Here is a 24,954-nt window from a genome sequence, read left to right on the forward strand (position 1 = left end):
ATTTGTGAGAGTCCCCCTCCTCATTGCCCGGCGCTACTTCCGTTCCAAGAACAAGCGCAACATCATCACCATCATTTCCAACATTTCGATGATTGGGGTGGCGGTGGGCACCATGGCGCTGATTATTGTGCTGTCGGTGTTCAACGGGCTGGAGGATTTGGTGCGCACGCTCTACGGCAAATCGGACCCCAACCTGGTGATTTCCGCTGCCAAAGGCAAGGCCTTCTCCGTGGACCGCACCTTCCTGATGAAGCTGGAAAACACGCCCGGCGTGGCCCTGCTCACCGAAGTCATCGAGGACAACGCCCTGCTGCAATACCACGACCGCCAGATGGTGGTGAAAATGCGCGGCCTCTCGGACAATTATTTCGGCCAGAGCCAGATTGACGCCAACATCCGCGAAGGCGACCACCGCCTGCGCCGCGACAGCCTAGAGCTGGCCCTGGTGGGCGCCGGCGTGCAGCACGAGCTCAGCATCACGCTCAACAACCGCCTGGCGCCCATGCGCCTGCTCTACCCGCGCAACACGCCCGGCAAAAAAACCCTGCAAATCGACCCCGACAAGGCTTTCAACGAGCAGGATTTGATTGCGGGCGGCGTGTTTCTCATCGAGCAGCACATCGACGACAGCTACATTTTCGTGCCGCTGGAATTTGCCCAGCGCCTGCTGAATTACGGCACGCGCCGCACCGCGCTCTACGTGAAAGTGGGCCAGAGCTTCGAGATTGAGCAGGTGAAAAACCAGCTCCGCAAGCAGCTCGGGCCCGATTTCAAAGTGCAGGATTCGGATGAGCAGCACGTCAGTCTCTTCAAGGCCATCAAGGTGGAGAAGCTCTTCGTGTTCATCACGTTCACGCTCATTCTGCTCATTGCTTCGCTCAACATCTTTTTCTCGCTCTCGATGCTGGTCATCGACAAGAAAAAGGACATTGCGGTGCTGCTGGCCATGGGCGCCAGCCAGAAAACGGTGCGCCGCACCTTCCTCTACGTGGGCGCCATTGTGGCGCTGGTGGGCGCGGCCACGGGCCTGGTGCTGGGCGTGGCCTTGTGCTGGCTGCAGCAGCGCTTCGGCTTCGTGAGCATGGGCATGGCCACGAGCGTGGTGGATGCTTACCCGGTAAAAATGCAGACGTCGGATATCATTTTTACCTGTATGTCCATCATTTTAATCACCCTGGCCGTGAGCATCCGCCCCGCGCTGAATGCGAGCCGCTTGGACGTGCGCGAGAATTTGTAAGTCCTGCTGCATCCTGCCCGCAGTCCAGCCGTAAGGGCTTTACCCGCTCTTTAGGCCGCGAAGCTCTGCCGTGCACATTTCCGCTTTCGGCCCTACCTTGCGCCTTCCGCGTGCCCGGCTATGAAAGTATCTACCGCAGAACCGTTTCAAATCGTTTACTCGCTCTTCGAGCACGAGTTCCTCGGCCATTTGTTTGCGGCCTACGTGGTGCAGCTCGGGCCGCGGGGCCAGCTCACGCTGCAGCACCAGACCGTGTCGGGCAAGAATGCCCACGAGTTTGCCGCCGGCCTCGACGCCACCGACTTTGAGCTGGTGGAGTTGTGCGACCAGATTCAGCAAGAGGCCGTGGTGAAAGAATTCTGGCCGCGTAAAATCGCGACGGCCGAGTTTTTTCTCAAGACCTACAACGCCGAAAAGGGCGACAAGCCGCTGCAGGAGGCCATTTCCAGGCACGTGCAGGCGCGCATGGCTGGCATCCTGAACCGGCTGGCCGGCAAGCAGGTGTTCATCATGGGCCGCGACGGTGAGCCGACCTGGAAGGAAATCGGGTTGGCCCCCGCCAAGGCCTCTATTCTCTTTCACTTCCGTCGCAACGAAGAGGGCACGCACTACTTCCCTACCATTCAGTACCAGGGCCAGAAGCTCGATTTTCAGTATAAGGACGCGGTGCTGGTATGCCTGCAGCCGGCTTGGCTGCTGCTGAACGACCTGCTCTACTCCTTCCGCACCGACGTGGACGGCAAAAAGCTGCTGCCGTTTTTGAAGAAGAAATTCATCGTGGTGCCCCGCAACGTGGAAGAAAGCTACTTCCAAAAGTTCGTGGCCCCGCTGATGGAGTCGTTCGAGGTGCACGCCCGCGGCTTCGACATCCGCTCGGAGCGCTACGTGGCGCGGCCGCGGCTCACGTTCAGCGACACCATTCCGGCGCCGCCCGCGCCCGAGGCGCCCGTGCGCCCACCCGGCCCGCCGCGGCGGGGCCGCATTCCGCTGCCCAAGCCCGTCGCGCCCCTTCTCACCGGCGCCGAAACCGAACAGATTCACTTCGAGCTCAGCTTCCGCTACGGCCCGCACCTGATGCCGCTGGGCACCAGCAAACCGGTGAGTGTGCACCTGGAAAAAACCGCCGACAGCTACGTGTTCCACCGCCTGCTGCGCAATCCCGAGCAGGAAATGGCCACCGTGGACGAGTTGCGTGCCCGCTCGCTCACCGTGGAAAACGGCCACGCCATCCTGCCTAAAAGCGAAGCCTTCAAGTGGCTGCACGATAACTCCCCGGCGCTGGCCGAACTGGGCTACACGGTGGAAGCGGCCGACTCGGCCACCAAAAGCTACTTCATCGGCCCCACCAGCGTGCACGTGGGTATTCAGGAGGCCGGCGACTGGTTCGACGTGCGCGGCACGGTGCGCTTCGGCGACATCGAGGTGCCGTTTATCCGGCTGCGTGGGCACATTTTGCAGCGCCGCCGCGAGTTCAAGCTGCCCAACGGCCAGATTGCCATCATTCCCGACGAGTGGTTTACGGACTACCTGGAGCTGTTTGCCTTCGGCGAAGAAACCGAGGACGGCCTGAACCTGCGCCGCCATCACTTGGCATTAGTGGCTGATTTGCAAAGCAATGAGCTGGCCACCGTGCGCATGGGCCGCAAGCTGGAAAAGCTGCGCGACTTTGCCGAGGTGGAAGACCACCCGCTGCCGCAGGGCTTCCAGGGCGAGCTGCGCCCCTACCAAAAGGCGGGCTACAACTGGCTGCGCTTCGTGCAGGACTTTCATTTCGGCGGCTGCCTGGCCGACGATATGGGTTTGGGCAAAACCATCCAGACGCTGGCCATGCTGCAACACCGCCACGAAAGCGGTGAAAACCAAGGCGCTGCCTCACTATTGGTATTACCCACGTCGCTGGTGTTCAACTGGCTGGCGGAGGCCGAGAAGTTTACGCCTGACCTGCGCATACTAGCCTATACCGGCACTTACCGCGACAAGAACCCCGACCGCTTCGCCGACTACGACGTGGTGCTGACCAGCTACGGCATCGTGCGGCTGGACACCGAGTTGCTGGCCAGCTATAAGTTCGACTACGTGATTCTGGACGAGTCGCAGGCCATCAAAAACCCGTCGAGCACCACCTCACAGGCCGTGCGGCAGCTGCGCTCCAAGCACCGGCTCATCCTCACGGGCACGCCGGTAGAAAACAGCACCATGGATTTGTGGTCGCAGATGTCCTTTATCAACCCCGGCTTGCTGGGCACGCAGGCGTTTTTCCGCAAGGAATTCCTCAAGCCCATCGAGAAGCACCAGGACGAAGGCCGCACCCGGCGCCTGCACGCCCTCATCAAACCGTTCATTCTACGCCGGCACAAAGCGCAGGTAGCCAAAGAGCTGCCCGAAAAAACCGAGCAACTCAGCTACTGCCCCATGACGGAGGAGCAGGCCCACGCCTACGAGGAAACCAAGAGCTTCTACCGCAACAAAATCCTGCAAAACCTCGACGAGCACGGCCCGGCCAGCACCCAGTTTCTGCTGCTGCAAGGCCTGACGCGCCTGCGCCAGATTGCCAACCACCCGCGCCTGGCCGACGAGAACTACACCGGCGAGTCGGGCAAGCTGCGCGAGGTGCTGCGCATGATTCGCAACGTGGTGGCCGAGGGGCACAAGGTATTGGTATTTAGCCAGTTCGTGCAGCACTTGGCACTGGTGCGCGCGGCGCTTGATGAGCGCCAGCTTGAATACGCCTACCTCGACGGCGCCACCCGCGACCGGCCCGCCGAAGTGGCGCGCTTTCAGGATAACGAAGACCTTAAAATCTTCCTTATCAGCCTGAAAGCCGGCGGTGTGGGCCTCAACCTCACCGCCGCCGACTATGTCTTCATCCTCGACCCCTGGTGGAACCCCGCCGTGGAAGCCCAGGCCGTGGACCGCGCCCACCGCATTGGCCAGCAGCGACCGGTGTTTACCTACAAGTTCATCTCGCAGGGCACGGTGGAGGAGAAAATCCTGGCCCTGCAGCGCCGCAAGCTGGCCCTAGTGAGCGAGTTGATTGCCACGGATGAGGCCGTGATTAAGCACCTCACGCGCGCTGATATCGAGGAATTGCTGGGGTAGTCTTAGCGGCTGGCGAAGTAAGGGAACAATAGCGTGGCAGCGCAGGCACTCAAATGCCTGGCAAATGGAGATAGCATTTTTCCGGCTAAAAACCGCATTGTTCGGCTAAACGCTCCTTATATATAATGCCTCTTAGCCAATAGACATTTGCAGGGATTTTATTTAACCATTCTGATTTATCCTTAAAAACGCTGATATTTGTGCCCCGCGTTATCTTTCCTTTCGGAAATATATAAGCTACTGGCTCTTTACTACTCTCCTTAACCCATGATTCCCATTGACTTTTCGCACAAGTGGCCGCGATTAGTCCTTGCCATGGGCATGCTGGTAGCCGGGCAAGCAGCCTGGGCCCAGCCCACTAGAAAGCTGCCGGAAAAGAAGGTCACCACGCCCACCTCCGCTCCGGCGCCATCCAATCAGCTATCGGCCTTAAAAACCGAAGAAGCCCTGCGCATGCTACTGAGGGCCGACTCGGTGGCTTCGCAGCGCCAGCGGGCAAAGCTGGGGCCGGAATCCAGCGGCCTGGTGGTGGACCAAACCATCACCAAAATTGGCCACGACTTCTACGACCAGTTTTACAGCCGCTGGGAAGCGCCAAGCGGCATCAACGACTTCACGATACTTGTCGGCGAAAAGCCTTCGCGGGGCAACAACGCCATCATTACGCTGACGGTCAACGACGAAGAGCTGCTGGAATTCCCGCTTCAGGGCAAAGATGAGCTCATTTCGGAAGCTTCCCAGCAAGCCATTGAAATAGCGGCCAACTCCTTGCTGCAAGCCTCCAGCCTCAGCCAACAACTGGAGCGCGGCAACAAACAAGCGCTTGAAACTTACTAGCCTTTCACTTCCCACCATTAGCCGTTCTCTCATGAAACATTTATTTACGCTCGCAGGGCTTTTGGGGCTGCTGTTTTCGGCCCACCGTGCGCAGGCCCAAGACTTTGTGTACGAGCCCAAAAACCCGGCCTTCGGGGGTGGCAACACGTTCAACTACTCGTGGCTCATGAGTGCTGCCCAGGCCCAGAACACCATTCCGGACCCCGCCACCACGGCTACCGCCCCCGCCCAGGACCCCCTGGCCAGCTTCACGGCCAACCTTAACCAGCAAGTGCTGGCCCAACTCAGCAGCCGGCTCATTGCCAGCCAGTTTGGCCAAGGCGCCATCAAACCTGGGAGCTATTCGGTGGGCAACTATCAAATCCAGATTACGCCGGGCGCGGCAGGCATTGGGGTGCAGGTGACGGATACCTCAACCGGCAACCAGACCACCATCACCATTCCGAACGGGCTGTAAGCCACTCCGCGACGTTGTCGCGCGCCCGCTTTTCCCGCGTCTTTTTCACGGCTTTACTATGTTTCTGCGTCGTCTGCTGACGGCCGCGGGGCTCCTCCTATTGGCAGGACTCAGCGGCTGCGCTTCCTATTTTCACCAGTCCTTTATCAAGCCCGAAGCGGCCCGGCTCGGGGCCGAAGTAAACAGCAACGAGGTGTGGCGTCACTTGCCGCCGGCCCGGCAGCGCGTGGTAGTGGCCGTGTACAAGTTCCGGGACCAAACCGGGCAGTACAAGCCCCAGGCCAACGGCTCCAGCTTCTCCACCGCCGTTACGCAGGGCGCCACCACCATCCTGCTGCGGGCGCTGGAAGAGTCGCAGTGGTTCGACCCCATCGAGCGTGAAAACCTGGGCAATCTGCTGAACGAACGCAAAATCATCCGGTCGACCCGGGAAGAATATTCCCAGCAGACGGGCCAGCGGCAACCCAACCTGCCCCCTTTGCTTTTTGCCGGCATTCTGCTGGAAGGCGGCATCATTTCTTACGATTCCAACATCCTGACGGGCGGGGCCGGGCTGCGCTACTTCGGGGCCGGCGCCTCGGGCCAGTACCGGCAAGACCGGGTGACGGTGTATCTGCGGGCCATCAGCACCAATACGGGCAAAATCCTCAAGACGGTTTACACCTCCAAAACCATTCTCTCGCAGCAGGTCGACGCCAGCCTTTTCCAGTTCGTGGATTTCAAGCGCTTGCTGGAAACCGAAACCGGCTTCACCTACAACGAGCCCAGCGAAATGGCCGTGAAAGAGGCCATCGAGAAATCGGTGCAGTCACTCATCTACGAAGGCTTGCTGGTCAACATCTGGGCGTCGGCCGACACGGCGGCCACGCGCGGCTTGCCCATGCAGGCCTATCTGAAAGAAAAGGAGGAGAACCTGGCCTACGATGCGCTGGGCCGGCAAACCACTTTCCGGCGCCGGCCCGTGGGCCTCGGCCTGACGGGGGCCGTGCAGCTCTACCAGGGCGACTTTGCGCAGCCCCAGTACCGATTGGGCAGTGAGTTCACGTTCCGCTACCGCATCGGCGACGGCTACCTGAGCAGTTTCCTGAACGCGGGCACCGGCCGGCTCGCAGCTGGCCCCAACGGGCAGTTCTTCGACCAGCGGGTCAACTACGCCGAGTTGGGTCTGCTGGCGTGCCTGTTTCCTTACGACCGTTTCTCGCCCTATCTATTGGCAGGCGCCGGAGCTACCATGCGCAGCTCTACGGGCATCAGCACCGACGGCAACCTTGTGCCGCATGCCGTGCTGGGGCTGGGGGCCGAATACCTGATTACACCCAAGATTGGCATCAACGTGGGCCTGGACAACCACTTGTACCTGAGCGACCGCATCGACCAAGTGAGCCAGGGCCGCTACAAAGATTACGCGTGGTCTGCCCGGGCCGGATTGGTCTTCTATATAGGGAAAGGCAAGGGTAATTCGGAAATTTTTTATAAAAAGTAGAAAAAAAATTATAAAAAATAAGTTGTTGATTATCAATTGAAAATTAGCCGTCGCAAATATTACCGGATTTAGAAAATCATATTCTTAAGCCTATTTTATAATTATATCAACAAAGGTTTATCCTATTCTGCTAAGCAAGATTTGGAAATTATAATTTTGATAATATATATTTGTCATGTCTTCAGCAAAAGACAAACAAATCTGTTTATCATCATTCCCAACCCAACTCTTTTTTAGTCCCATGAAAAAAATTACGCTTCTTCTCGGCGCAGCCCTGCTGCTGGCCGGCACCGCCAACGCCCAGCTGCGCTACGCCCCCACCACCGCCGGCATCTCCAGCGTGGGCACCTCGCCCGGCGCCGCCACTCGCCAGGCCTCTGATAATCCCAACGCCACGGCCCGCCCGGGCCTGGGCACGACGACCACCATCAACAACGACTCGTACGTGCAGCAGATTGGCGACGGCCAGATGGCCAACGTCTCCCAGACCGGTACCGGCCGCAACACCGCCGACATCGACCAAAGCCCCAGCAGCCTCATGCCGGCCGGTGCCGGTGGCAACTACGCCAGCCAGACGCAGAAGTCGACGGGCAGCACCGCCAGCGGCGACCAGAACAACGCCAACATTCGCCAGCACGGCTCGGCCAGCACGGCTACTCAGGCGCAGACGGGCATCCGCAACGTGGGCGTGATTCAGCAGGGTGGCAACGGCATGCCGGGCACCAGCTTCGCCACCAGCCAGAACACCAAAAGCCAGAACGACTTTGCCGAGCAGAAGCAGACCGGCAATGACAACCAGGGCACCATCATGCAGCACAGCGTGACGACCGGGGCCAGCGCCGCTACCGGCACGAACAACTCGGCGATGCAGGAGCAGAGCGGCGACCGCAACCACGCCAAAGCCAACCAGGAGTACAGCAACCACACTTCGGTGCAAAAGCAAGTGGGCAACGACAACGAAGCTGGGGTAGACCAGTACGGCAACGCCAACTATGCGAACCAGCTCCAGACCGGCAACTCCAACTTGGCCACGGTGAGCCAGCACGCTACCGCCGGCAACGCGGGTGGCAACAACCAAGGCATTCAGGTGCAAAACGGCGACCGCAACGATGCCGGCATCACGCAAACCACGAGCGACAACTTTGCTCGCCAGTCGCAAATTGGTAACGACAACTTTGCCAAAACCACCCAAGGCCCCGCTGGCAGCCCCATCGGCTCTGACTCGGGCCACAGCGTAATCACGCAGATGGGCAACGGCAACATGACCACCGTGAACCAAGGCGGTTTGTAGTAGTAGCTGCTGCTAGCATTGCCTAGTGAAAATGTGCCAGGTTTCGGTCTGCTCGGCGAGTGGGCAGGGACTTGGCCCATTTTTCTTGCAGTGTTCCCCAAACGCCATTCGCTTTAACGCTCAACTCAAACGCCTTTACCTTCCCACCAAGCTTGTGAAAAAGATTACCTTCCTCCTCGGCGCGGCCCTGCTGCTGGCCGGCACCGCCAACGCCCAGCTGCGCTACGCCCCCACCACGTCCGGCATCTCCAGCGTGGGCACCTCGCCCGGCGCCGCTACCCGCACGGCGTCTAACAACCCCGGCGCCACGGCCCGCCCGGACCTGGGCACGACGACCACCATCAACAACGATTCGTACGTGCAGCAGATTGGCGACGGCCAGATGGCCAACGTCTCCCAGACCGGTACCGGCCGCAACACCGCCGACATCGACCAAAGCCCCAGCCTTTTAAACAACGTGGCTTCGGCCAACGGCGGCAACTACGCCAGCCAGGTGCAGAAGTCGACGGGCAGCACCGCCAGCGGCGACCAGAACCAGGCCAACATCCGCCAGCACGGCGGCGGCAGCACGGCCACCCAGGACCAGGAAGGCATCCGCAACATCGCCGTTATCCAGCAGGGCAACAAAAGCGGCAACCTGGGCGCAGGCGTGCTGAGCGGCAACGACTTTGCCTCGCAAAAGCAGAAAGGCAACGACAACACCGCCAAGATTTTGCAGAACACCACCCGGGGCATTTCCAATAACTCGGCCACCCAGGACCAGAACGGCAACGGCAACAATGCGCTGGCGTCTCAGGAGTACCAGGACAACACCTCGGTGCAGAAGCAAGGCGGCATCAACGGCACCACCGGCAACAACAACCAGGCTTCGGTTATCCAGAAAGGCCTGGGCCAGTACGCCAACCAGAACCAGGAAGGCAACAGCAACCTGGCCACCATCAACCAGTCGACGGTGCTGAGTGCTTACAACCAGGGCATTCAGCTGCAGCGGGGCAACAGCAACCAGGCCGCGATTCAGCAGAGCACGAGCAACAACTTCACCTCGCAGTCGCAAATCGGCAACAACAACTTCGCCGAGACGGTGCAAAGCGGCAACCTGCTGCGCGACGCGGCTTACAACGTGATTACGCAACAGGGCAACAACAACATGGCCACCGTGCACCAGGGCGGTAACTAACGAGTCCACCCCGGCCCGCAGCGGCCGGGCTCCTCTACCCGACGAACCCAGTTCCGGCCTGCTTTGACCAGCAGGCCGGGCCTGGGCTCGTTCTGCTTCAAAACCTCCTATATTGTACTATTAAACCGTTTGCTATGAAGCACTCTCTTTTCCATTGGTCGACGTGCCTGCTCGTGCTGGGAGCATTTGGCGCCCAGGCTCAGCAACGGACTCAGAGCGAAGCGGCCACCGCCGAGCAGCGCCTGGTGGAAGATTACGGCCTGGAACGCCTGCCGAATGCCCTGCCGGCCGCCGCCGACGGCCGCACCGCCGCCACGCTGCTGCAGCTGGGCGCCAGCAACACGGCCCGCATCGACCAGCAGAATCTGGCTTCGCCGAGCAACCAAGCGTATGTGGTGCAGGCCGGCGCGGCCAATGTGCTGGGCCTGGACCAAATCGGGGCCGGCAACACCGTGATGATATCGCAGCAGGGCAACCGCAACCAGGTTGATTTCACGCAAAACGGCCTGGGAAACGCGTCGACCATCGCGCAAAAGGGCAACAACAACCAGCTGGATGGCGTGGTGGCAGGCGACCGCAACACCATGAACCTGCGGCAGGAAGGCAACAACAACTCGGTGCAGGGCAGGGTCATGGTTTCGAATAAAACGTACGATATCAAGCAGTACGGCAACAACAACACCCTGAATCAAATCGAGTCGTCGACCCAGGTTTCCAAAGGCTACAGCATTGAAATGCGCGGCCAGGGAATCAACCTGACCATTGAGCAGGGAAAAGTAAAGTGATGCTGCCGGCCTGAATTTGGGCTTTCGCGGCCCGAAGCACCCGCCAGCGGGCTGGTTGCTGCCGTGCGCACCGGCCTTATTTCGGGCCACGCTGCCCAGCACCGTCAGGACTGCCGCAACGCGACCGATTGGGCAACAGCTACTGTTTTGTTAACCTCTCATTCCTTTTCCATGATTTTCCTGTTTCTAATGCTTAGCGCCTGGCAACACGCGGGCCCGGGCGCCCCGTGCCACGCGCGCCTCGAGTTGCAACAGCAGGGCAGCATGCTCACCGTGACCGGGCACTGCCGCAATTTTCAGCCCGCCACGGCCCACTACCGCTACGAGCTGGCCATGTTGCGGGAAAGCGCCGGCGGCCGCTCGCAAAACACCCAGCGCGGCGAAGTGGCGGTGGACTCGCAGCAGGAAGTGTCGCTGTCGCGCACCCAGGTCAATGCGGGCCCGCAAGACACGTACCGCATTCATTTGCGGGTGCTTGATATGGAAGGTCATATATTAGCACAAGATTCTGCTATTCAAAATCCCGCCCGCTAAACGTTGCGTCCTTCTGTTTGCATTTATGCCTTTTTTACTGCTTGCCAAAAACGTTCGGTTTGTCGCACTGCTTCTCATTTTCTGCAATCTTGGCTTACTGAGTGCCTGCAAGGAAGACCTGGTAGAGCCTGTGTACTTCGGGGGCGTGACGGGCACCGTGCGGGACGCCCGCACCAACCTGCCCCTGGCCAACGCCACGGTGACCACCAACCCGGCCACCAGCTCCTATCTCACCGATGCCCAGGGCAAGTTTCAGATTACCGACATCCCGGTTGGCCGCCTCGCCATCACGGTCAGCAAAACCGATTACCAGCAGGTAGTCACCAACATAACCGTCAACGAAGGGCAAACGGCCGACGTTTCGGTCGTCCTCACCAAATCGACGGTGGCGGCCATATCGGCGCCTAACCGCCCGACCCCGGCTACCCAAGCCACCAACCAGCCCACCGACGTGACGCTGAGCTGGCGGCCGGTGAATGCCACGGCCAGCGACTCGTTGCGCTACGACGTGGTGCTGTTCGAGAGCAACTCGACCCTGCAACGCAAGCTGCTCACCAACTCGCGCGACACGTCGGTGGTGGCCACCGGGCTCAAATACAACACCACCTATTTTTGGCAGGTGACGGTGCGCAACCCCGCCGGCAGCACGGCCCGCTCGGACACCTGGAGCTTTCAGACCCGGGCCCTGCCCGACAACCGGTTCCTGTACGCCCGGACCGTGGCCGGCAACACCGACATTTATTCGTCGGACAACACCGGCGGAGGCCTGTTGCGGCTCACCAGCGCCACCACCGTGGAAACAGCCCCGCAACTCAGTCCCAACCGCGACCTGATAGCCTACGCGTCCAATGCCAGCGGCCAGTTTCAGCTGTATACCATGAGCCGGGACGGCTCAAACCAACGCCAGATTACCACCCTGTCGGCCGAGAGTTACAACAACGCGGGCATTGGCTACCGGTGGTCGCCGGATGGTGCCCAGCTTATTTATGCGCACTACGACCAGCTGTACCGCGTGAATCGCGACGGCACGGGCCTGACGCTGCTGGCCACCGCGCCGGCGGGCCGCCACTTCCGCGAGTGCGACTGGACGGTGCAGAACGGCGGGCGCCTGGTGGTGCAAACCGTGGGCTCGAACCCCTACGACGCGGAGCTGTACCTCTACAACGTGGACGGCACGAACCCCGTCCTGTTCGTGAGCAACCTGCCCGGCCGGCTCGATACGCCCAGCTTTAGCGTCGATGGCCTTGCGGTGCTGTATTCGCGGGATGTGGCCGGCTTCAACGACCCCGGCGGACGCCAGCTAGACGCGCACCTGTTCCTCCAACGCGTCGATGGCACTGCTACCGTTGACATAACGGCTGGCGCCACCGGAACCACCACCAAAACCCTCGGCACCAACGACATCCAGGGCCATTTCTCGCCCGATGGCTTCCGGGTAATCTTTGTCAATCGGGTGAATGACGACCTCAGTGCCCCCGAGGTATGGACCATGGACATTGATGGCCGCAACCGCGCGAAGCTTTTCTCCAACGCCTTCTGGCCCGACTGGAAATAAACCTGGTTGGCACCGCGCGGCCACCTGAACCAGGGGAAACGCCGGAGATTGCGGGCTGGAAAGCACCTTTCCGGCGAATGATTCGTTGGGCTCGCAACTGCCGCATCGGCAGGAAATGCATGGGCCAGAAGCTAGCCCCGTTTAGCGAAAAAGGCCTTACTTTACAGGAAATGGGATTTCTGCTTCCTTTTTCCCGTGTTGTTGAGTCCGAGCCGTTGCGTATGAAGGCCTTGTGGGCGCTGGTGCTGGTTGTCTTCCCGTTGATGCTGCGCGCGCAGCCGGAAAAATCCGGCCCCACTGCCACCTACACCGATGGGGAGGGCCGCTACACGCTGGCCTATCCGCTCACCTGGCAGCTCCGACCCAACGCGGCGGGCGCTGAGGTAGCTTTCTACGCGCCGGCCACCGGCCAGCCCGTGCCGGCTGTGGTCACGGTGCTGGCCCGCCCCCTGCCCGATGCCCTGAAGGACCGGCCCCTCACCGGTCCCGGCAGCCAGGACACGCTGTGGCGCAACATCCTGCGCCTTCCCAAAGCCCAGGTGGTGCGCTTGGAGCAGAAGAACTACGGCCGCTACGAGGAGGTGCACTACGAGTACACCTACGCCCCCAACGCCGCCCGCCCGGAGCGCCTGCGCGTGGCCGGGCGGCGGTTTTGGCGCGTGGGCTACGAGTTTCAGGTAGAATACCAGGCCGCCACCAGCCAGGACGCCCGCTGCCTGCCCGAAGGCCAGCAGCTGCTGGAATCATTCGCGTTTACGAACAAGTCCATTACCAGCCGCCGCTACGCCGACCAGGTGTGCGACGGCAAGATGTACGGCATCGCGGCCATGACGCACCGCACCGGCCAGTGGGAAGACGACTGCCGCTCGATTCACGAGTTTTCGACCGACGACCTGTCCGACGGCGCCACGGTGCACCGCAACGTGCTGCCCTTCCAGTCCTACGCCCTGGCCAAGGGCTTCGACAATTGCCTGTATTCGGTCACGAAATCGCCCACCAATCAGCCGGAGTTGGTGTACCGCTACGACCCCACCACCCGCCGCGGCGCCTTCACCACCTGGCAGCTGCCGGCCCAAGGCCCCGGCAACGTTTGGATTTCGGCCGCCACCGACGAGCGCGGCGACCTGTATTTTCTCACTTCCGACGCCAACCAGCTGGTGAAAGTGAGCCCCGGTGAGAGCGGCGCCATCACGGTGCTCTGGAACAAAGACCCCACCCAGCAAGCCGCCTATTATCCCGACATTGCCTTCGACGGCGCGGGCACGCACGGCAATTTTTGCCTCGACGACGCCAGCACCATCTACATGGTGTACAGCACCGACGGCTCGCTGGTGAAGGTGGACGTGAAATCCCAGCGCCCGGCCCCCGAGCTGCTGGCCCTGACGGGCCTGCCCCGGCGCGGCGGCTACAGCGACGTGCTGCTGCAAAACGACGAATCGGGCCGGCGCCGCCTGTACCTGGCCGGCCCGCACGCCCTCTACCGCGTCGACCTGGCCCGGCGCAAGGCCAGCTTCGTGCGCCGCGGCACCTACACCGATTTGGCCGGCTGCAACCTGTTTCGCGTGGCGTACCGGCTGCCCCCGCCCCTGCCCAGCGCCACCGTGCCGTGGCGCGGCCGCGTGCTGAACGCCGCCACCTACCAGCCCCTGACGGCCGCCGAGCTGCGCATTGGCCGCGAAAAGGCCTCGGCGGTGGTGCCGCTTTCCACCGACGGCAGCTTTTCGTACGGCGCGGCGCCGGGCAAGCCGTATTTCTACCAAGCGCAGCTGGCCGGGTTTGTCGACGCCGACAGCAGCTGGACGGTGGGCGCCGGCGCCACGGTGCACGACATTTTGCTGCAGCCGCTGGCCGTGGGCACCACCCTGCCGCTGGCCAACGTGCAGTTTGAGCAAGGCCAGGCCGTGCTGCTGCCGGGCTCGGCCCGCGCCCTCAACCAGCTGGTGGGCATGATGACCGACAACCCCGGCCTGACCATTGAGGTGCGCGGCCATACCGACAACGTGGGCGAGCCCGCCAAAAACGTGGCCCTCAGCGAGGAGCGGGTGGCGGCCGTGAAGGCCTACCTGGTGGCCCACGGCGTGGCCGAAACCCGCATCTCGGGCATCGGCTTTGGCGGCGCGAAGCCCGCGGCCAGCAATGCCCAGGAAGAAACGCGCAAGCTCAACCGGCGCGTCGAGTTTCGGGTGACGGGGATTTAGAACTCATACCCGGGAACGTCCTGCAGAGCGCAGCGAAGCATCTTGCTCGCAAGAGTAATCCTTTCATTTGGCGATTGGTTACCATCTCGGTAGAGATGCTTCGCTGCGCTCTGCAGGACGTTCCCTTATCAACCTAGATTATGCTGGTAACTCTTCGTACCGCCGTGCCCCAGTCGCCGGCCCGGGTAATGGCCGGTTTCACGCGGGCGCTGTTTGAGGCGCTGGCGCCGCCGTTTCCCCGGCTGCGGGTGCTGCGGTTCGATGGCTGCCGCACCGATGACCAAGTTGAGATTGAGCTGAATACGCTGGTGAAAAAGCTGCGTTGGACCTCGCTGATTGTGGACGACGGCGAGTTGCCCGACGGCACCCATTTTTTCATCGATGAAGGCCAGGTGCTGCCGCCGCCGCTACGCTACTGGCGCCACCGCCACCTGCTGCAGCCCGGCCCCGGCGGCACCTGCGTCATCGTGGATGCGCTGGAATACCGCACCGCCTCGCACTGGCTCGACCGGCTGCTGTACCCGGCCATGTGGGCGCAGTTTGCCTGGCGCCGGCCCATTTACCGGCGCTGGTTCAAGTAGCGCGGACTTTGCAGGCCGCGTTTCCGCGCCGTTAAAACTGTTCGGGTTTCCGCCGGGGACGCGGACCACAAAGTCCGCGCTACAAATCCAGCACCATGCGCACGTCGCCGGGCTGCTCGGGGATGAGGGAGGCGCTGCGAAAACCCAGCTTGTCGTAGAGTTTCAGGGCCGGCGTCAGAGATGAAATCGACAATACTTCGACGCGGTGCGCGCCCAGTTGGCGGGCTTTGCCCAGCATGCCCTGCCCCAGCGCCCAGCCAATGCCCCGGCGCTGGGCGGCGGGCGCCACGGCCAGCCGCGCCAGCTCATACACGCCGTCGTGCTCTTTGACGAGGGCGCAGGTACCGACTACTTCGCCTTCGCACACGGCCATCAGAATGTGGCCGCCGCGCTCCAGAATGTACTGCTGCGGGTTGTCGACGGGCTGGCGGTCAGGGCCTTCGATGTAGAAATAGCGCGTAATCCATTCATAGTCCAGCTCGTAGTTGAGGGCTTCAAAGGCCGGGCGGTGCGCGGGCTCAAAGTCGATAATGGAAACGCCGGTGGGCATGAGCGGGAGTGGGAATGGAAGCGCGGGAGAAACGGGACGGCAAAGTTCGCACCAAGCCGGCCGTACCTTTACGGGCCTATGCTGAATCCTGCCACCATCGTCCTTAAAAACGGAAAAGACCACAGCCTGCGCCGCCGCCACCCGTGGGTGTTCTCCGGCGCCATTGCCCGCGTGAAGGGCGGCGACCCGCACGAGGGCGACCCCGTGCGCGTGGAAGCCGCCAACGGCGAGCTGCTGGGCGTGGGCCACTTTTCGGGCGGCGGCTCCATTGCCGTGCGCATGCTGGACTTTGGCCAAAACGCGGCCCTGCCGACGGCCGACTACTGGGAGGAAAAGCTGGGCAATGCCTACCAGCTGCGCCAGCGCCTGGGCCTGACCGGCACGGCCGACACCAACGTGTTTCGGCTGGTGCACGCCGAGGGCGACGGCCTGCCCGGCCTCATCATCGACGTGTACGGCGACGTGGCCGTGGTGCAGGCCCACAGCGTGGGCATGTACCGCGCCCGCCCCGAAATAGCCGCCGCCCTGCGCGCGGTATTTGGCGATAAGCTGCGCGCCATTTACGACAAGAGCGCCGAAACCGTGCCTGGCAATGCCGTGCCTGACGCCCGCAACGGTTACCTCTTTGGCGAGAGCAGCGGCGCCGAGCACGTGGTGAGCGAAAACGGCCACCAGTTTGCCGTGGATTGGGAAACCGGCCAGAAAACCGGCTTTTTCATTGACCAGCGCGACAACCGGGCCCTGCTGGCCCGCTACTCGCCCGGCCGGCGGGTGCTCAATACCTTCTGCTACACCGGCGGCTTCTCAGTGTATGCCCTGGAAGCCGGCGCCGAGCTGGTGCACTCCGTCGACAGCAGCAAAAAAGCCATTGCCCTCACCGAGCGCAACGCCGAGCTAAGCCACCACGCCGACCGCCACGCCGCCTACCCCGATGACGTGCTCGGCTTCCTCAAAAACCACTCGGCCGAGTACGATTTGCTGGTGCTCGACCCGCCCGCTTTTGCCAAGCACATGGGCGCCCGCCACGCTGCCCTTATGGGCTATAAGCGTCTGAACGCGGCCGGCATCGCGCATTTGGCGCCGGGTGGGCTGCTGTTCACGTTCTCGTGCAGCCAGGTGGTAAGCCCCGAGTTGTTCGAGGGCGCGGTGCTGGCGGCGGCCATCGAGGCGGGCCGGCCGGCGCGCATCCTGCACCGCCTCACCCAGCCCGCCGACCACCCGGTGAGCTTGTTTCACCCCGAAGGCGCCTACCTGAAAGGGCTGGTGCTGGCGGTAGAATAAAAGAACTTCAGCTAAACTCAACGTCTGTTATCCTGAGTGCAGCGAAGGACCTTTTCACGCTAGAAAACTCTAACGTGAAAAGGTCCTTCGCTGCGCTCAGGATGACAGGCGTTTTGGCTTACCTTAAAGGATTTCTTCGCTACTTATTGCCTGCCGCGCCCGGCGCGGGCATTTGGAGCAGAAACTGGCTGCCGCCGGCCCCGGAGGCGTAGGTGGGCACGTTGCTGCCACCCTTTTCCCAGGCCTCAATCCAGCGCATTTGCACCAGCAGGGGCGTGAGCGACTGTTGCTGCTTTTCGTTGGCGTAGGCCTGGGCGTCGGCGGCAATGCGGATGGCTTTGGCGCGGCCTTCGGCTTCGGCGATGTTGATGCGGGCCTGGGCCTCGGCCTGGCGGATGCGGTTTTCGGTTTGCAGGCCGGTTTGCACGGCGGTGTTTTTGGCGTCGATGGCGGCTTTGAGGCTGGCGGGCGGCTCCAGCTTGGTGGTGATTTGCTGCACGATGAAGCCCAGCGTCTGCAGTTGGCTCACGAGGTTGGCCTTCACCTGGGCCTCGTAGCTGCCGCGGTTGCTGATGAGGCTGTCGGCGGTGTAGCGGTTGGTGGCCACGCGGTAGGCTTCGTACACGGCGGTTTTCAGGAAGCCGTCTTCGATGGCGGGCAGCGGCCGGCGGTACTGCCGGAAAATGTCGTCCACCTTGTCGGACTGGATGTAATAGTTGAGGCTGGGCGCCACGCCAAAGCTGGAGCCGTCCCGGCTTTGCACCTCGAACTCCTCGTATTCCTTGTGCTGGGTATAGATGGGAAACTCGTGCACGGCCGTGCTCAACGGGCTGTAGAACACCCAGCCGGTGGTGTAGGTGATGTCGTCGACGCCCCGGCTCGAACCGGCCAGGTTGACCTTGATGCCCACGTTGCCCGCGTCGATGCGCTCAACTTTAATGAGGCTGCAGCCGCCCACAAACACAAGAATGAACAGGCCCACGAAGAGCAGAGGTTTCAGCCAGCTACGCCCGGGATTAATTTGGTATTCGGCCATTGGGTTTGGTGCAGGTTATTGCTGGTAAAAAAGTGAAGGCAGGGCAAACATCAGCAGCGCCACAGCGCGCGGCTGGCTTGGCACAGCGAAAGAACAACACCGGCGGCTAACAGCAGCAAGCCCAGCAGGCCGCAGGCCAGCAGCCAGTCGGACGGGCGGCTCAGCCAGTCCAGGCACCGGGTGCCGGCGCAGGGCAGCAGGCCAAGGTAAAACAGCAGCCAGAACACGGGCCGCAGGGAGGAGGCAGTTTTGGCAGGCATGGCGCGGGAAGGTTGAATGGGTGGAAGCGAAACCGTTTTCGCGGAGATATATCGTGTGGTTTAGTGTTGCATTACAGGGCACCGGGCGGCGGCCGACGCTGCGCTATTTTACGCGGCACCAAAACATCTGCCCACCACTTGCGCGTTATGGCCCCAGTGTTTCGCAAAAAAACTTCTTCTGCCCCCAAACTTCCCGTGGCCATCATTGGCGCAGGCGTGGCGGGCCTAGCGGCGGCGGTGCGGCTGGCGGTGGCCGGCCACGCCGTCACGGTGTTTGAGGCCGGGCCCACGTTTGGGGGCAAGATGCACCAGTTCACGCTGCCCGGCGGCTACCGCTTCGATGCCGGGCCGTCGCTCTTCACGCTGCCGCAGCTGGTGGACGATATTTTCCGGCTGGCCCACCGCGAGCCCACCGAGTATTTCCGCTACGAGCGACTGGACCCCATCACGAAGTACTTTTTTGCCGATGGCACGCGCCTGACGGCCTGGGCCGACGCGGCGAAGTTTGCAGCCGAGGTGGAAGCCCAGTTGGGCACGCCCGCGGCGGCCGTCACGCGGTTTCTCCGGCGCAGCGGCCAAGCATACGAGGCCACGGCGGGCACCTTTCTGCACAAGTCTTTGCACAAGGCCCGCACCTACCTCAGCCCCGAAACCCTGAAAGCCGTGGCCGCGCTGCCGCAGCTGGGCCTGCTGGGCACCATGCACCAGCGCCACGAAAGTGCCTTCGGCCCCGACCCGCGCTTGGTGCAGCTCTTCGACCGCTACGCCACCTACAACGGCTCCGACCCCTACCAGGCGCCGGCCACGCTGAGCATGATTCCGCACCTGGAGCACGGCATCGGGGCTTTTTACCCCGAAGGTGGCATCTACGCCATTGCCGAAAGCCTGGTGAAGCTGGCGCTGGAGTTTGGGGTGAAGTTCCGCTACCGCGAGGCCGTGGAGGAAATCATCGTGGCGGAAGGCCGCGTGACGGGCGTGCGCACGGCGCAGGACGTGTACGATTTCGGCCGGGTGGTGAGCAACATGGACGTGGTGCCCACCTACCGGCGCCTGCTGCCCGGCCAGCCCGCGCCGGAGCGCACGCTGAGCCAGCCCCGCTCCTCCTCGGCGCTCATTTTTTACTGGGGCATCGCGCGCGAGTTTCTGGAGCTGGACCTGCACAACATCTTTTTCTCCGCCGATTACCAGCGCGAGTTTCAGGCCATTTTTCAGGAGAAAACCGTGGCCGACGACGTGACGGTGTACGTCAACATCACCGCCAAAAAAACGCCCGCCGACGCGCCCGCCGGCCACGAAAACTGGTTTGTGATGGTGAACGTGCCCCACGACCAGGGCCAGGACTGGGCCGCCCTGGCCCAAAAAACCCGCGCCGCCGTGCTCCGTAAGCTGCACCAAGCGCTGGGCCTCGACATTGAGCCGCTCATCGCCGCCGAAAAAGTGTGGACGCCGCCCGGCATTGCCGCCGACACCTCCTCGTTTGGCGGGGCGCTCTACGGCAGCTCTTCCAACAACGCGCTGGCGGCTTTCCTGCGGCACCCCAATTTTTCGGGCCGGCTGGAAGGGCTGTACTTTTGCGGCGGCTCGGTGCACCCCGGCGGCGGCATTCCGCTCTGCCTGCTGTCGGCCAAAATCGTTTCGTCCTTAATAAATGATGCGTGAGCCATAACCGTCCGTCATCCTGAGCGCAGCGAAGGACCTTCTCACGTTTAAGTAGTTTGTTCAAACGTGAGAAGGTCCTTCGCTGCGCTCAGGATGACAGGTGGGGAAAGCCGCATTCCAACACATGGTTGATTACACCGAGCCGCTACCGGCCGCGAACACAAACCGGCTGCGCGTGGCCCAGGGGTTGGTGCTATTGTTTCACGTCACCGGCTTCGTTGGGCTGGCGTTTTCCAAAGACCCCGATTTTTACCTGCGGTTCACGCCGCTCACGCTCGTGCTCACGGCGCTGCTGCTGCTGGCGTTTCAGCGGGAGCGCACCGCCAGTTTCTGGAGCTTTTGCGTTTCGGTGCTGGTGCTGGGCTTTGCGGTCGAGTTTGTGGGCGTGAACAGCAACGGGGCGCTTTTTGGCCATTACACCTACGGCGATACGCTGGGTTTTAAGCTGTTTGAGAAAGTCTCGATGGGGGGCTACCTGCTCAACGGCGTGCCGCCGATGATTGGCGTTAATTGGCTGATTATGACGTATGTGTGCGGCATGCTGGCTCGCTACCTGCCGCTGCCCGAGCTGCCGCGCACCGTGCTGGCGGCGCTGCTCATGGTGGGGTTCGATATGTGCGTGGAGCCGGTGGCCGGCCGCTACGATTTCTGGCACTGGACCGCGAATGTGATTCCGCTGCAAAACTTTCGCGACTGGTTTATTGTGGCTTGCGTGCTGCAGATGCTGTTCAATCGGGCGCGCTTCCCTAAATTTAATGCCCTCGTGCCGCTGGTCTACCTCACCCAGCTCTTGTTTTTCTTCTTGCTGGGCGCCTTGCAGTAAGGCACCGCCCGCCTTCCGCTAACCCCGACGCTATGGCTGTAGCCGCCAACCAGCGTGGTTTTCGGGCCGTAAATTCCTTCTCCTTCCTTTCCGCCTATGCCCGATTTTACTCTTCCCGCCGCTTCGTTGGAAGCGGCCATGCCCGTGTTTTACCAGCACGGCCTGCACACCGCCTCCGATGCGGCGCTGGCCGCGGCCTTGCACACCAGCGTGCCCGAGCTCACGGCGCAGTTTCCGAGCCGCGAGCTGCTGGTGCACCACGCCGTGCTGGCCGACATGGAGCGCCAGAAGCGCGAGCACGTCGAGCTGTTTGCCCGGTTTTCTACGGCCGTGGAGCGGCTGTATGGCCTGTTGCAGCTGGGCCTGCGCGACCTGGCCGCCGTGCCGGGCCAGTTTTACATCGACCTGCAAACCGACTTTCCCAAAACCTGGGACGCAGCGATGGAGAACGTGAACACCTACTCGGCGCCCCAGCTGCAGCAGCTGCTCAACGACGGCATTCGTGCCCGGCTGTTTCGCTCGGATATTAACATTCAGCTGGTTACCAAAATAATTGTGGAACAGCTGAACATGCTGCTCAACCCGCAGGTGTTCCCGCCCGACCGCTACAACATGCGCGAGGTGTTCCGCAGCATCTTCCTGTACTACATTCGCGGCATCTGCACCGAAGAAGGCGCGCGGATTGCGGCCGAGCATTTTGCCCGGCTGTAGGCAGCCCGGCCCCGGCCGGGCCTAACTGCTTGTAGGAATGCATTATTTCGCGTTGCGCGGCTGGCTGCTGCCGGCCGCGGCGGGCCTGCTGCTGGCCGGCTGCCAGGGCAAAACCTCATCGGAGTCGGAAACGGCCTCCCGCACCGTCATCCGCGACGAAACGGTATCGGGCGACACCGCCAGCGTGCCCGCGCCGAAAGACGGCATCACAGCCGCGCTCATCGGGCAGCACATCAAGGTGCTGGCGTCGGATGCGTTTCAGGGCCGGCGGCCGTTCACGCCGGGCGAGGAGAAGGCCACAAATTACCTAGCCGCCGAGTTCAAGAAGCTGGGGCTGCAGCCCGGCGCCAACGGCAGCTACTTCCAGGCCGTGCCGCTGGTGGAAATTGCGGGCAAGCCCGACTCGACGGCCACCGTGGCGGGCAACGGCAAAAGCCTGACCCTGAAGTACCGCCAGGACTACATGTTCCTGACGGAGCGGGAGGTGCCCACGGTTGGGATTAAGAATTCGCCGCTGGTGTTTGCCGGCTACGGCGTGACGGCGCCCGAGTATGGCTGGGACGACTACGCCGGCCTCGACGTGAAGGGTAAAACCGTGGTGGTGCTCATCAACGACCCCGGCAACGCGGGCAACGACACCACCCTGTTCAAGGGCAAGGCCATGACGTACTACGGCCGCTGGGGCTACAAGTACGAGGAAGCCGCCCGCCACGGCGCCACGGGCATCATCATCGTCCACGACACCAAGCCCGCCTCCTACCCCTGGACGGTGGTGCAAAGCAGCAACGGCGGCGCCAAGCTACACCCCCAAACCGCCGACCACGGCGCCAGCAAAGTAGCCCTCGAAGGCTGGATGACCCTCGACGCGGCCAAGCGCCTCTTCGCGGCCGCTGGCCAGAGCTACGACGACGCCTACACGGCCGCCAATAAAAAAGGCTTCAAAGGCAAGGCGTTCGGCTTGAGCCTGACCACCACGCTGCACAACACCATCACGCGCAAAACCTCGAAAAACGTGGTGGCCGTGCTGCCCGGCACCACCCGGCCCAAGGAGTACATCATCTACTCGGCGCATTGGGACCACCTCGGCATCGGCCCGGCCATTGCCGGCGACTCGATTTACAACGGCGCGCTGGACAACGCCAGCGGCTGCGCCGGCCTGCTGGCCATTGCCAACGGCTTCGTACAAGCCAAGGAGAAACCCCAGCGCAGCATCGTGTTCCTGGCCGTGACGGGCGAGGAGCAGGGGCTGCTGGGTTCCGACTATTACGCCCAGCACCCCATTTTCCCGGTGGCCAGCACCGTGGCCGACATCAACATGGACGAGCTGCTGGCCTTTGGGCCGATGCGCGACCTGACCATCACCGGCTACGGGCAGTCGGAGCTGGACGACTACGCCCGCGCCGCCGCCAAGGAGCAAAACCGCTACGTCATCCCCTACCAGCACCCCGAAACGGGCAGCTTCTACCGCTCCGACCATTTCAGCTTCGCCAAGGTGGGCATTCCGGCGCTGTACGCCAGCGGCTCGTTCGAGAGCCGCCTGCACGGCAAAGCCTTCGCCGAAAAGCAGCGCAAGGACTTCGAGGAAGTGGCCTACCACCAGCCCGCCGACCAGTACGACCCCACCTGGGACCTGCGCGGCGCCGAGCAGGACGCGCGCCTATTGTTCCGCGTAGGCCAGCAGCTGGCCGGCGAAACCACTTTCCCGAAGTGGAAGGACGGGTCGGAGTTCAAGGCCACGCGGGAGAAGAGCATGGCTGGGAAATAGGCCCAACAAACTGGCTGTCATGCTGAACGCAGTGAAGCACCTTATCACGCTCGAACGATTTGTTCAGGCGTGATAAGGTGCTTCACTGCGTTCAGCATGACAGCCGACGGGTTAGTTCAGCAGCACCAGCGGCTTTTTCGCATCAATGTGCCCCTGCTCCTCCAGCAGCTTGGCTGCGGCCGCAAACTGCGCCGGGTCGTGGGCATTCACCAGAACAATCGGCCCGCTGGGTCCGGTGGTGCTCAGCACGAAGCTTTGGTTGGGACGCAGGCGGTGGGCGCGCAGGGCCGGCAGGTTTCTGCGCAGGTAATCGAGCGTGACTTGATGCTCTTGCCCGACGAGGATGACCGGCAGGTACTCGCCGCCCTGGGCCTGGGCCAGCGATTTGGCCTGGTTCAGGATGGGGTTGGAGGTGTAGGTGAACGAGCTACGGAACCGGTCGCGAAACGCCAGCACCGCCGCGCGCGAGTCATCGGCATTGGACCAGTACAGGACCTTGCGAAACAGGTTCACGTAGTCGGTGGCGGCCTGCGGGAAGGTGCGGTCGAAGAGGCCGATGGCCTGGCTCACGAAGGCGCTGTCGATGGTCTGGCCGCGCTCCACGTAGCCGGTCATCAGCGGGTAGAGGGCTTTGGCGTAGCGGTTGATGTAGTCGTCGTTGTACCACTCGCCGGACTCGGGCCGCCCTTTTTGCTGGGCATAAATCCACTCGCCGGCCACGGTGGCCAGGGCTTCTTCCATGAGGTTGTAGGCCGAGCGGCGGTTGGGCGAGGGGTGGTGCAGGTACCAGCCTTCCAGCTGCTGCTGCAAGCCCAGGCGCTGCTGCGCCGAGAGCGAATGGCTCATTTCGTGAAACACGACGCCCGTGCCGTCCACAAAATTGCGCGACGCGGGGTGGCAGTCCAGCAGCACCACGTTGCCGCTCACCCAGGCGTGGTTGGTGAACGTGAGCCCCCCCACGTTTCGGTTGCCGTCGAGCTGCGGGTTGAGCTCGATGCGGTAGGGCAGGTCGTCGGGCCACACGCTGCCGTAGAACGTGCGCAGCTGCCCAAACTTGGGCATGAGGCGGCTTTGGGCCAGAAACTCGGCGTAGGCCGGGCGCAGGCGGGCCAGCTCGGCGGCGTGCGGCTGCCAGGCCAAGGTATCGAAGGCGGGCGTGAAAAACCGGTATACGCTGTCGAGGCTCAGCAGCACCTCGTTGGGGAGCAGGCCCACGGTGCGCCGCTGCAGGTCGGGCAGGTCGCGGGCGTCGGCGCTGGCGGCCATGTAGGCCGGGTTGGTGTTGCCCTGGCTGCCCAGGCGGCCCACGGGGTAGCCTTCGCGGTCGAAGCCGGGCTCGCGGTCCAGGTTTTGGTAGCGGCGCAGCCAGCGCCGGGCCTCGGGGGTGTTGAAGCGGCTTTTCTCAAACGCCTTCCGGCTGCCGAGGTAGCCGCCGCTGCTGCCCGCCAGCGTCTCCACAAACCGCACCAGGCAGTGCACCCGGCTGACTTCGACGGTGACGGCCGGGCCGGCCCCCAGGGGCGTCGTTTGGGCGAGGGCCGGCAGGCAGCCCAACAGAAACCCGAGGAACAACAGTTGCTTCATGGCGCTAAAAATAGCGCCGAACCCGTCTGTCATCCTGAGCGCAGCGAAGGA

21 protein-coding genes are annotated in these 24,954 nt (G+C 62.4%); 17 read left to right on the top strand and 4 right to left on the bottom strand.

Translation table 11 applies throughout. From position 1 onward, the window contains the following. Positions 1-4: 4 nt before the first annotated feature. From I2H31_RS19305 to I2H31_RS19360, 12 genes are all read left to right on the top strand, one after another. Positions 5-1,237 carry an ABC transporter permease gene (locus I2H31_RS19305; RefSeq protein ID WP_196294698.1) on the top strand — a complete coding sequence of 411 codons (1,233 nt, stop codon included), beginning with the start codon at positions 5-7 and terminating at the stop codon, positions 1,235-1,237. Between the two features lie 120 nt (positions 1,238-1,357). Next, complete coding sequence (locus I2H31_RS19310) at positions 1,358-4,336, top strand: DEAD/DEAH box helicase (protein ID WP_196294699.1); 2,979 nt, start codon at positions 1,358-1,360, stop codon at positions 4,334-4,336. A 267-nt stretch (positions 4,337-4,603) separates the two neighbouring features. Continuing rightward, positions 4,604-5,173: a CsgE family curli-type amyloid fiber assembly protein gene (locus I2H31_RS19315; RefSeq protein ID WP_196294700.1), complete on the top strand. Its 570-nt coding sequence runs from the start codon at positions 4,604-4,606 to the stop codon at positions 5,171-5,173. 31 nt (positions 5,174-5,204) lie between these two features. Further along, positions 5,205-5,630, top strand: a complete 426-nt coding sequence (locus tag I2H31_RS19320) for a curli production assembly/transport component CsgF (protein ID WP_196294701.1) — start codon at positions 5,205-5,207, stop codon at positions 5,628-5,630. 58 nt (positions 5,631-5,688) lie between these two features. After that, positions 5,689-7,113: a CsgG/HfaB family protein gene (locus tag I2H31_RS19325; protein ID WP_196294702.1), complete on the top strand. Its 1,425-nt coding sequence runs from the start codon at positions 5,689-5,691 to the stop codon at positions 7,111-7,113. Between the two features lie 241 nt (positions 7,114-7,354). Continuing rightward, complete coding sequence (locus tag I2H31_RS19330) at positions 7,355-8,404, top strand: hypothetical protein (RefSeq protein WP_196294703.1); 1,050 nt, start codon at positions 7,355-7,357, stop codon at positions 8,402-8,404. A gap of 154 nt (positions 8,405-8,558) precedes the next feature. Next, positions 8,559-9,581, top strand: a complete 1,023-nt coding sequence (locus I2H31_RS19335) for a hypothetical protein (RefSeq protein WP_196294704.1) — start codon at positions 8,559-8,561, stop codon at positions 9,579-9,581. A 134-nt stretch (positions 9,582-9,715) separates the two neighbouring features. Continuing rightward, positions 9,716-10,366 carry a hypothetical protein gene (locus tag I2H31_RS19340; protein WP_196294705.1) on the top strand — a complete coding sequence of 217 codons (651 nt, stop codon included), beginning with the start codon at positions 9,716-9,718 and terminating at the stop codon, positions 10,364-10,366. Between the two features lie 171 nt (positions 10,367-10,537). Then, the gene (gene csgH, locus I2H31_RS19345; RefSeq protein ID WP_196294706.1) at positions 10,538-10,900 is read left to right on the top strand and encodes a curli-like amyloid fiber formation chaperone CsgH; all 363 of its coding nucleotides are present in this window, start codon (positions 10,538-10,540) and stop codon (positions 10,898-10,900) included. Positions 10,901-10,925: 25 nt separating this feature from the next. Then, positions 10,926-12,455 (top strand): carboxypeptidase regulatory-like domain-containing protein, encoded by a 1,530-nt coding sequence (locus I2H31_RS19350; RefSeq protein WP_196294707.1) that lies wholly within the window; start codon positions 10,926-10,928, stop codon positions 12,453-12,455. 221 nt (positions 12,456-12,676) lie between these two features. Then, entirely contained in the window at positions 12,677-14,653 is a 1,977-nt protein-coding gene (locus I2H31_RS19355) for an OmpA family protein (protein WP_196294708.1), read from the top strand. A 140-nt stretch (positions 14,654-14,793) separates the two neighbouring features. Further along, positions 14,794-15,234, top strand: coding sequence for an SRPBCC family protein (locus I2H31_RS19360; RefSeq protein WP_196294709.1), 441 nt, complete (start codon positions 14,794-14,796; stop codon positions 15,232-15,234). 79 nt (positions 15,235-15,313) lie between these two features. On the opposite strand, the gene I2H31_RS19365 is transcribed toward I2H31_RS19360, so the two are convergent. Further along, positions 15,314-15,784: a GNAT family N-acetyltransferase gene (locus tag I2H31_RS19365; RefSeq protein WP_196294710.1), complete on the bottom strand. Its 471-nt coding sequence runs from the start codon at positions 15,782-15,784 to the stop codon at positions 15,314-15,316. Positions 15,785-15,865: 81 nt separating this feature from the next. Here I2H31_RS19365 and I2H31_RS19370 point away from each other — a divergent pair, with 81 nt between their 5' ends. After that, a complete protein-coding gene (locus I2H31_RS19370) occupies positions 15,866-17,065 on the top strand; it encodes a class I SAM-dependent rRNA methyltransferase (RefSeq protein ID WP_394368975.1) in 1,200 nt (399 codons plus the stop codon). A gap of 139 nt (positions 17,066-17,204) precedes the next feature. Here the strand turns inward: I2H31_RS19370 and I2H31_RS19375 are convergent, their stop codons facing one another. Then, positions 17,205-18,101: a prohibitin family protein gene (locus I2H31_RS19375; protein ID WP_196294712.1), complete on the bottom strand. Its 897-nt coding sequence runs from the start codon at positions 18,099-18,101 to the stop codon at positions 17,205-17,207. Between the two features lie 50 nt (positions 18,102-18,151). After that, complete coding sequence (locus I2H31_RS19380; protein ID WP_196294713.1) at positions 18,152-18,361, bottom strand: hypothetical protein; 210 nt, start codon at positions 18,359-18,361, stop codon at positions 18,152-18,154. Between the two features lie 147 nt (positions 18,362-18,508). Between I2H31_RS19380 and crtD the strand changes: the two genes are divergently transcribed. The 4 genes from crtD (at position 18,509) to I2H31_RS19400 (ending at position 23,319) form a co-directional block, all read left to right on the top strand. Beyond that, complete coding sequence (crtD, locus tag I2H31_RS19385; protein ID WP_196294714.1) at positions 18,509-20,020, top strand: 1-hydroxycarotenoid 3,4-desaturase CrtD; 1,512 nt, start codon at positions 18,509-18,511, stop codon at positions 20,018-20,020. A 124-nt stretch (positions 20,021-20,144) separates the two neighbouring features. After that, a complete protein-coding gene (locus tag I2H31_RS19390) occupies positions 20,145-20,843 on the top strand; it encodes a carotenoid biosynthesis protein (RefSeq protein ID WP_196294715.1) in 699 nt (232 codons plus the stop codon). Positions 20,844-20,939: 96 nt separating this feature from the next. Beyond that, a complete protein-coding gene (locus I2H31_RS19395) occupies positions 20,940-21,554 on the top strand; it encodes a TetR family transcriptional regulator (protein ID WP_196294716.1) in 615 nt (204 codons plus the stop codon). 37 nt (positions 21,555-21,591) lie between these two features. After that, positions 21,592-23,319, top strand: a complete 1,728-nt coding sequence (locus I2H31_RS19400) for a M28 family metallopeptidase (RefSeq protein ID WP_196294717.1) — start codon at positions 21,592-21,594, stop codon at positions 23,317-23,319. Between the two features lie 111 nt (positions 23,320-23,430). Here the strand turns inward: I2H31_RS19400 and I2H31_RS19405 are convergent, their stop codons facing one another. Further along, positions 23,431-24,903, bottom strand: coding sequence for a hypothetical protein (locus I2H31_RS19405; RefSeq protein ID WP_196294718.1), 1,473 nt, complete (start codon positions 24,901-24,903; stop codon positions 23,431-23,433). Between the last annotated feature and the right edge of the window lie 51 nt (positions 24,904-24,954).

The sequence above is a fragment of the Hymenobacter ruricola genome (assembly GCF_015694525.1).
Taxonomy (GTDB): Bacteria; Bacteroidota; Bacteroidia; order Cytophagales; family Hymenobacteraceae; genus Hymenobacter; species Hymenobacter ruricola.

What these genes read in the sequence shown, in the direction of transcription:
- I2H31_RS19380 (WP_196294713.1), bottom strand. Translation starts at nt 18,361, where the DNA reads ATGCCTGCCAAAACTGCCTCCTCCCTGCGGCCCGTGTTCTGGCTGCTG.
- I2H31_RS19390 (WP_196294715.1), top strand. Translation starts at nt 20,145, where the DNA reads ATGGTTGATTACACCGAGCCGCTACCGGCCGCGAACACAAACCGGCTG.
- I2H31_RS19310 (WP_196294699.1), top strand. Translation starts at nt 1,358, where the DNA reads ATGAAAGTATCTACCGCAGAACCGTTTCAAATCGTTTACTCGCTCTTC.
- I2H31_RS19360 (WP_196294709.1), top strand. Translation starts at nt 14,794, where the DNA reads ATGCTGGTAACTCTTCGTACCGCCGTGCCCCAGTCGCCGGCCCGGGTA.
- I2H31_RS19355 (WP_196294708.1), top strand. Translation starts at nt 12,677, where the DNA reads ATGAAGGCCTTGTGGGCGCTGGTGCTGGTTGTCTTCCCGTTGATGCTG.
- I2H31_RS19365 (WP_196294710.1), bottom strand. Translation starts at nt 15,784, where the DNA reads ATGCCCACCGGCGTTTCCATTATCGACTTTGAGCCCGCGCACCGCCCG.
- I2H31_RS19405 (WP_196294718.1), bottom strand. Translation starts at nt 24,903, where the DNA reads ATGAAGCAACTGTTGTTCCTCGGGTTTCTGTTGGGCTGCCTGCCGGCC.
- I2H31_RS19325 (WP_196294702.1), top strand. Translation starts at nt 5,689, where the DNA reads ATGTTTCTGCGTCGTCTGCTGACGGCCGCGGGGCTCCTCCTATTGGCA.
- I2H31_RS19350 (WP_196294707.1), top strand. Translation starts at nt 10,926, where the DNA reads ATGCCTTTTTTACTGCTTGCCAAAAACGTTCGGTTTGTCGCACTGCTT.
- I2H31_RS19320 (WP_196294701.1), top strand. Translation starts at nt 5,205, where the DNA reads ATGAAACATTTATTTACGCTCGCAGGGCTTTTGGGGCTGCTGTTTTCG.
- I2H31_RS19315 (WP_196294700.1), top strand. Translation starts at nt 4,604, where the DNA reads ATGATTCCCATTGACTTTTCGCACAAGTGGCCGCGATTAGTCCTTGCC.
- I2H31_RS19400 (WP_196294717.1), top strand. Translation starts at nt 21,592, where the DNA reads ATGCATTATTTCGCGTTGCGCGGCTGGCTGCTGCCGGCCGCGGCGGGC.
- I2H31_RS19340 (WP_196294705.1), top strand. Translation starts at nt 9,716, where the DNA reads ATGAAGCACTCTCTTTTCCATTGGTCGACGTGCCTGCTCGTGCTGGGA.
- csgH (WP_196294706.1), top strand. Translation starts at nt 10,538, where the DNA reads ATGATTTTCCTGTTTCTAATGCTTAGCGCCTGGCAACACGCGGGCCCG.
- I2H31_RS19395 (WP_196294716.1), top strand. Translation starts at nt 20,940, where the DNA reads ATGCCCGATTTTACTCTTCCCGCCGCTTCGTTGGAAGCGGCCATGCCC.
- I2H31_RS19330 (WP_196294703.1), top strand. Translation starts at nt 7,355, where the DNA reads ATGAAAAAAATTACGCTTCTTCTCGGCGCAGCCCTGCTGCTGGCCGGC.
- I2H31_RS19375 (WP_196294712.1), bottom strand. Translation starts at nt 18,101, where the DNA reads ATGGCCGAATACCAAATTAATCCCGGGCGTAGCTGGCTGAAACCTCTG.
- crtD (WP_196294714.1), top strand. Translation starts at nt 18,509, where the DNA reads ATGGCCCCAGTGTTTCGCAAAAAAACTTCTTCTGCCCCCAAACTTCCC.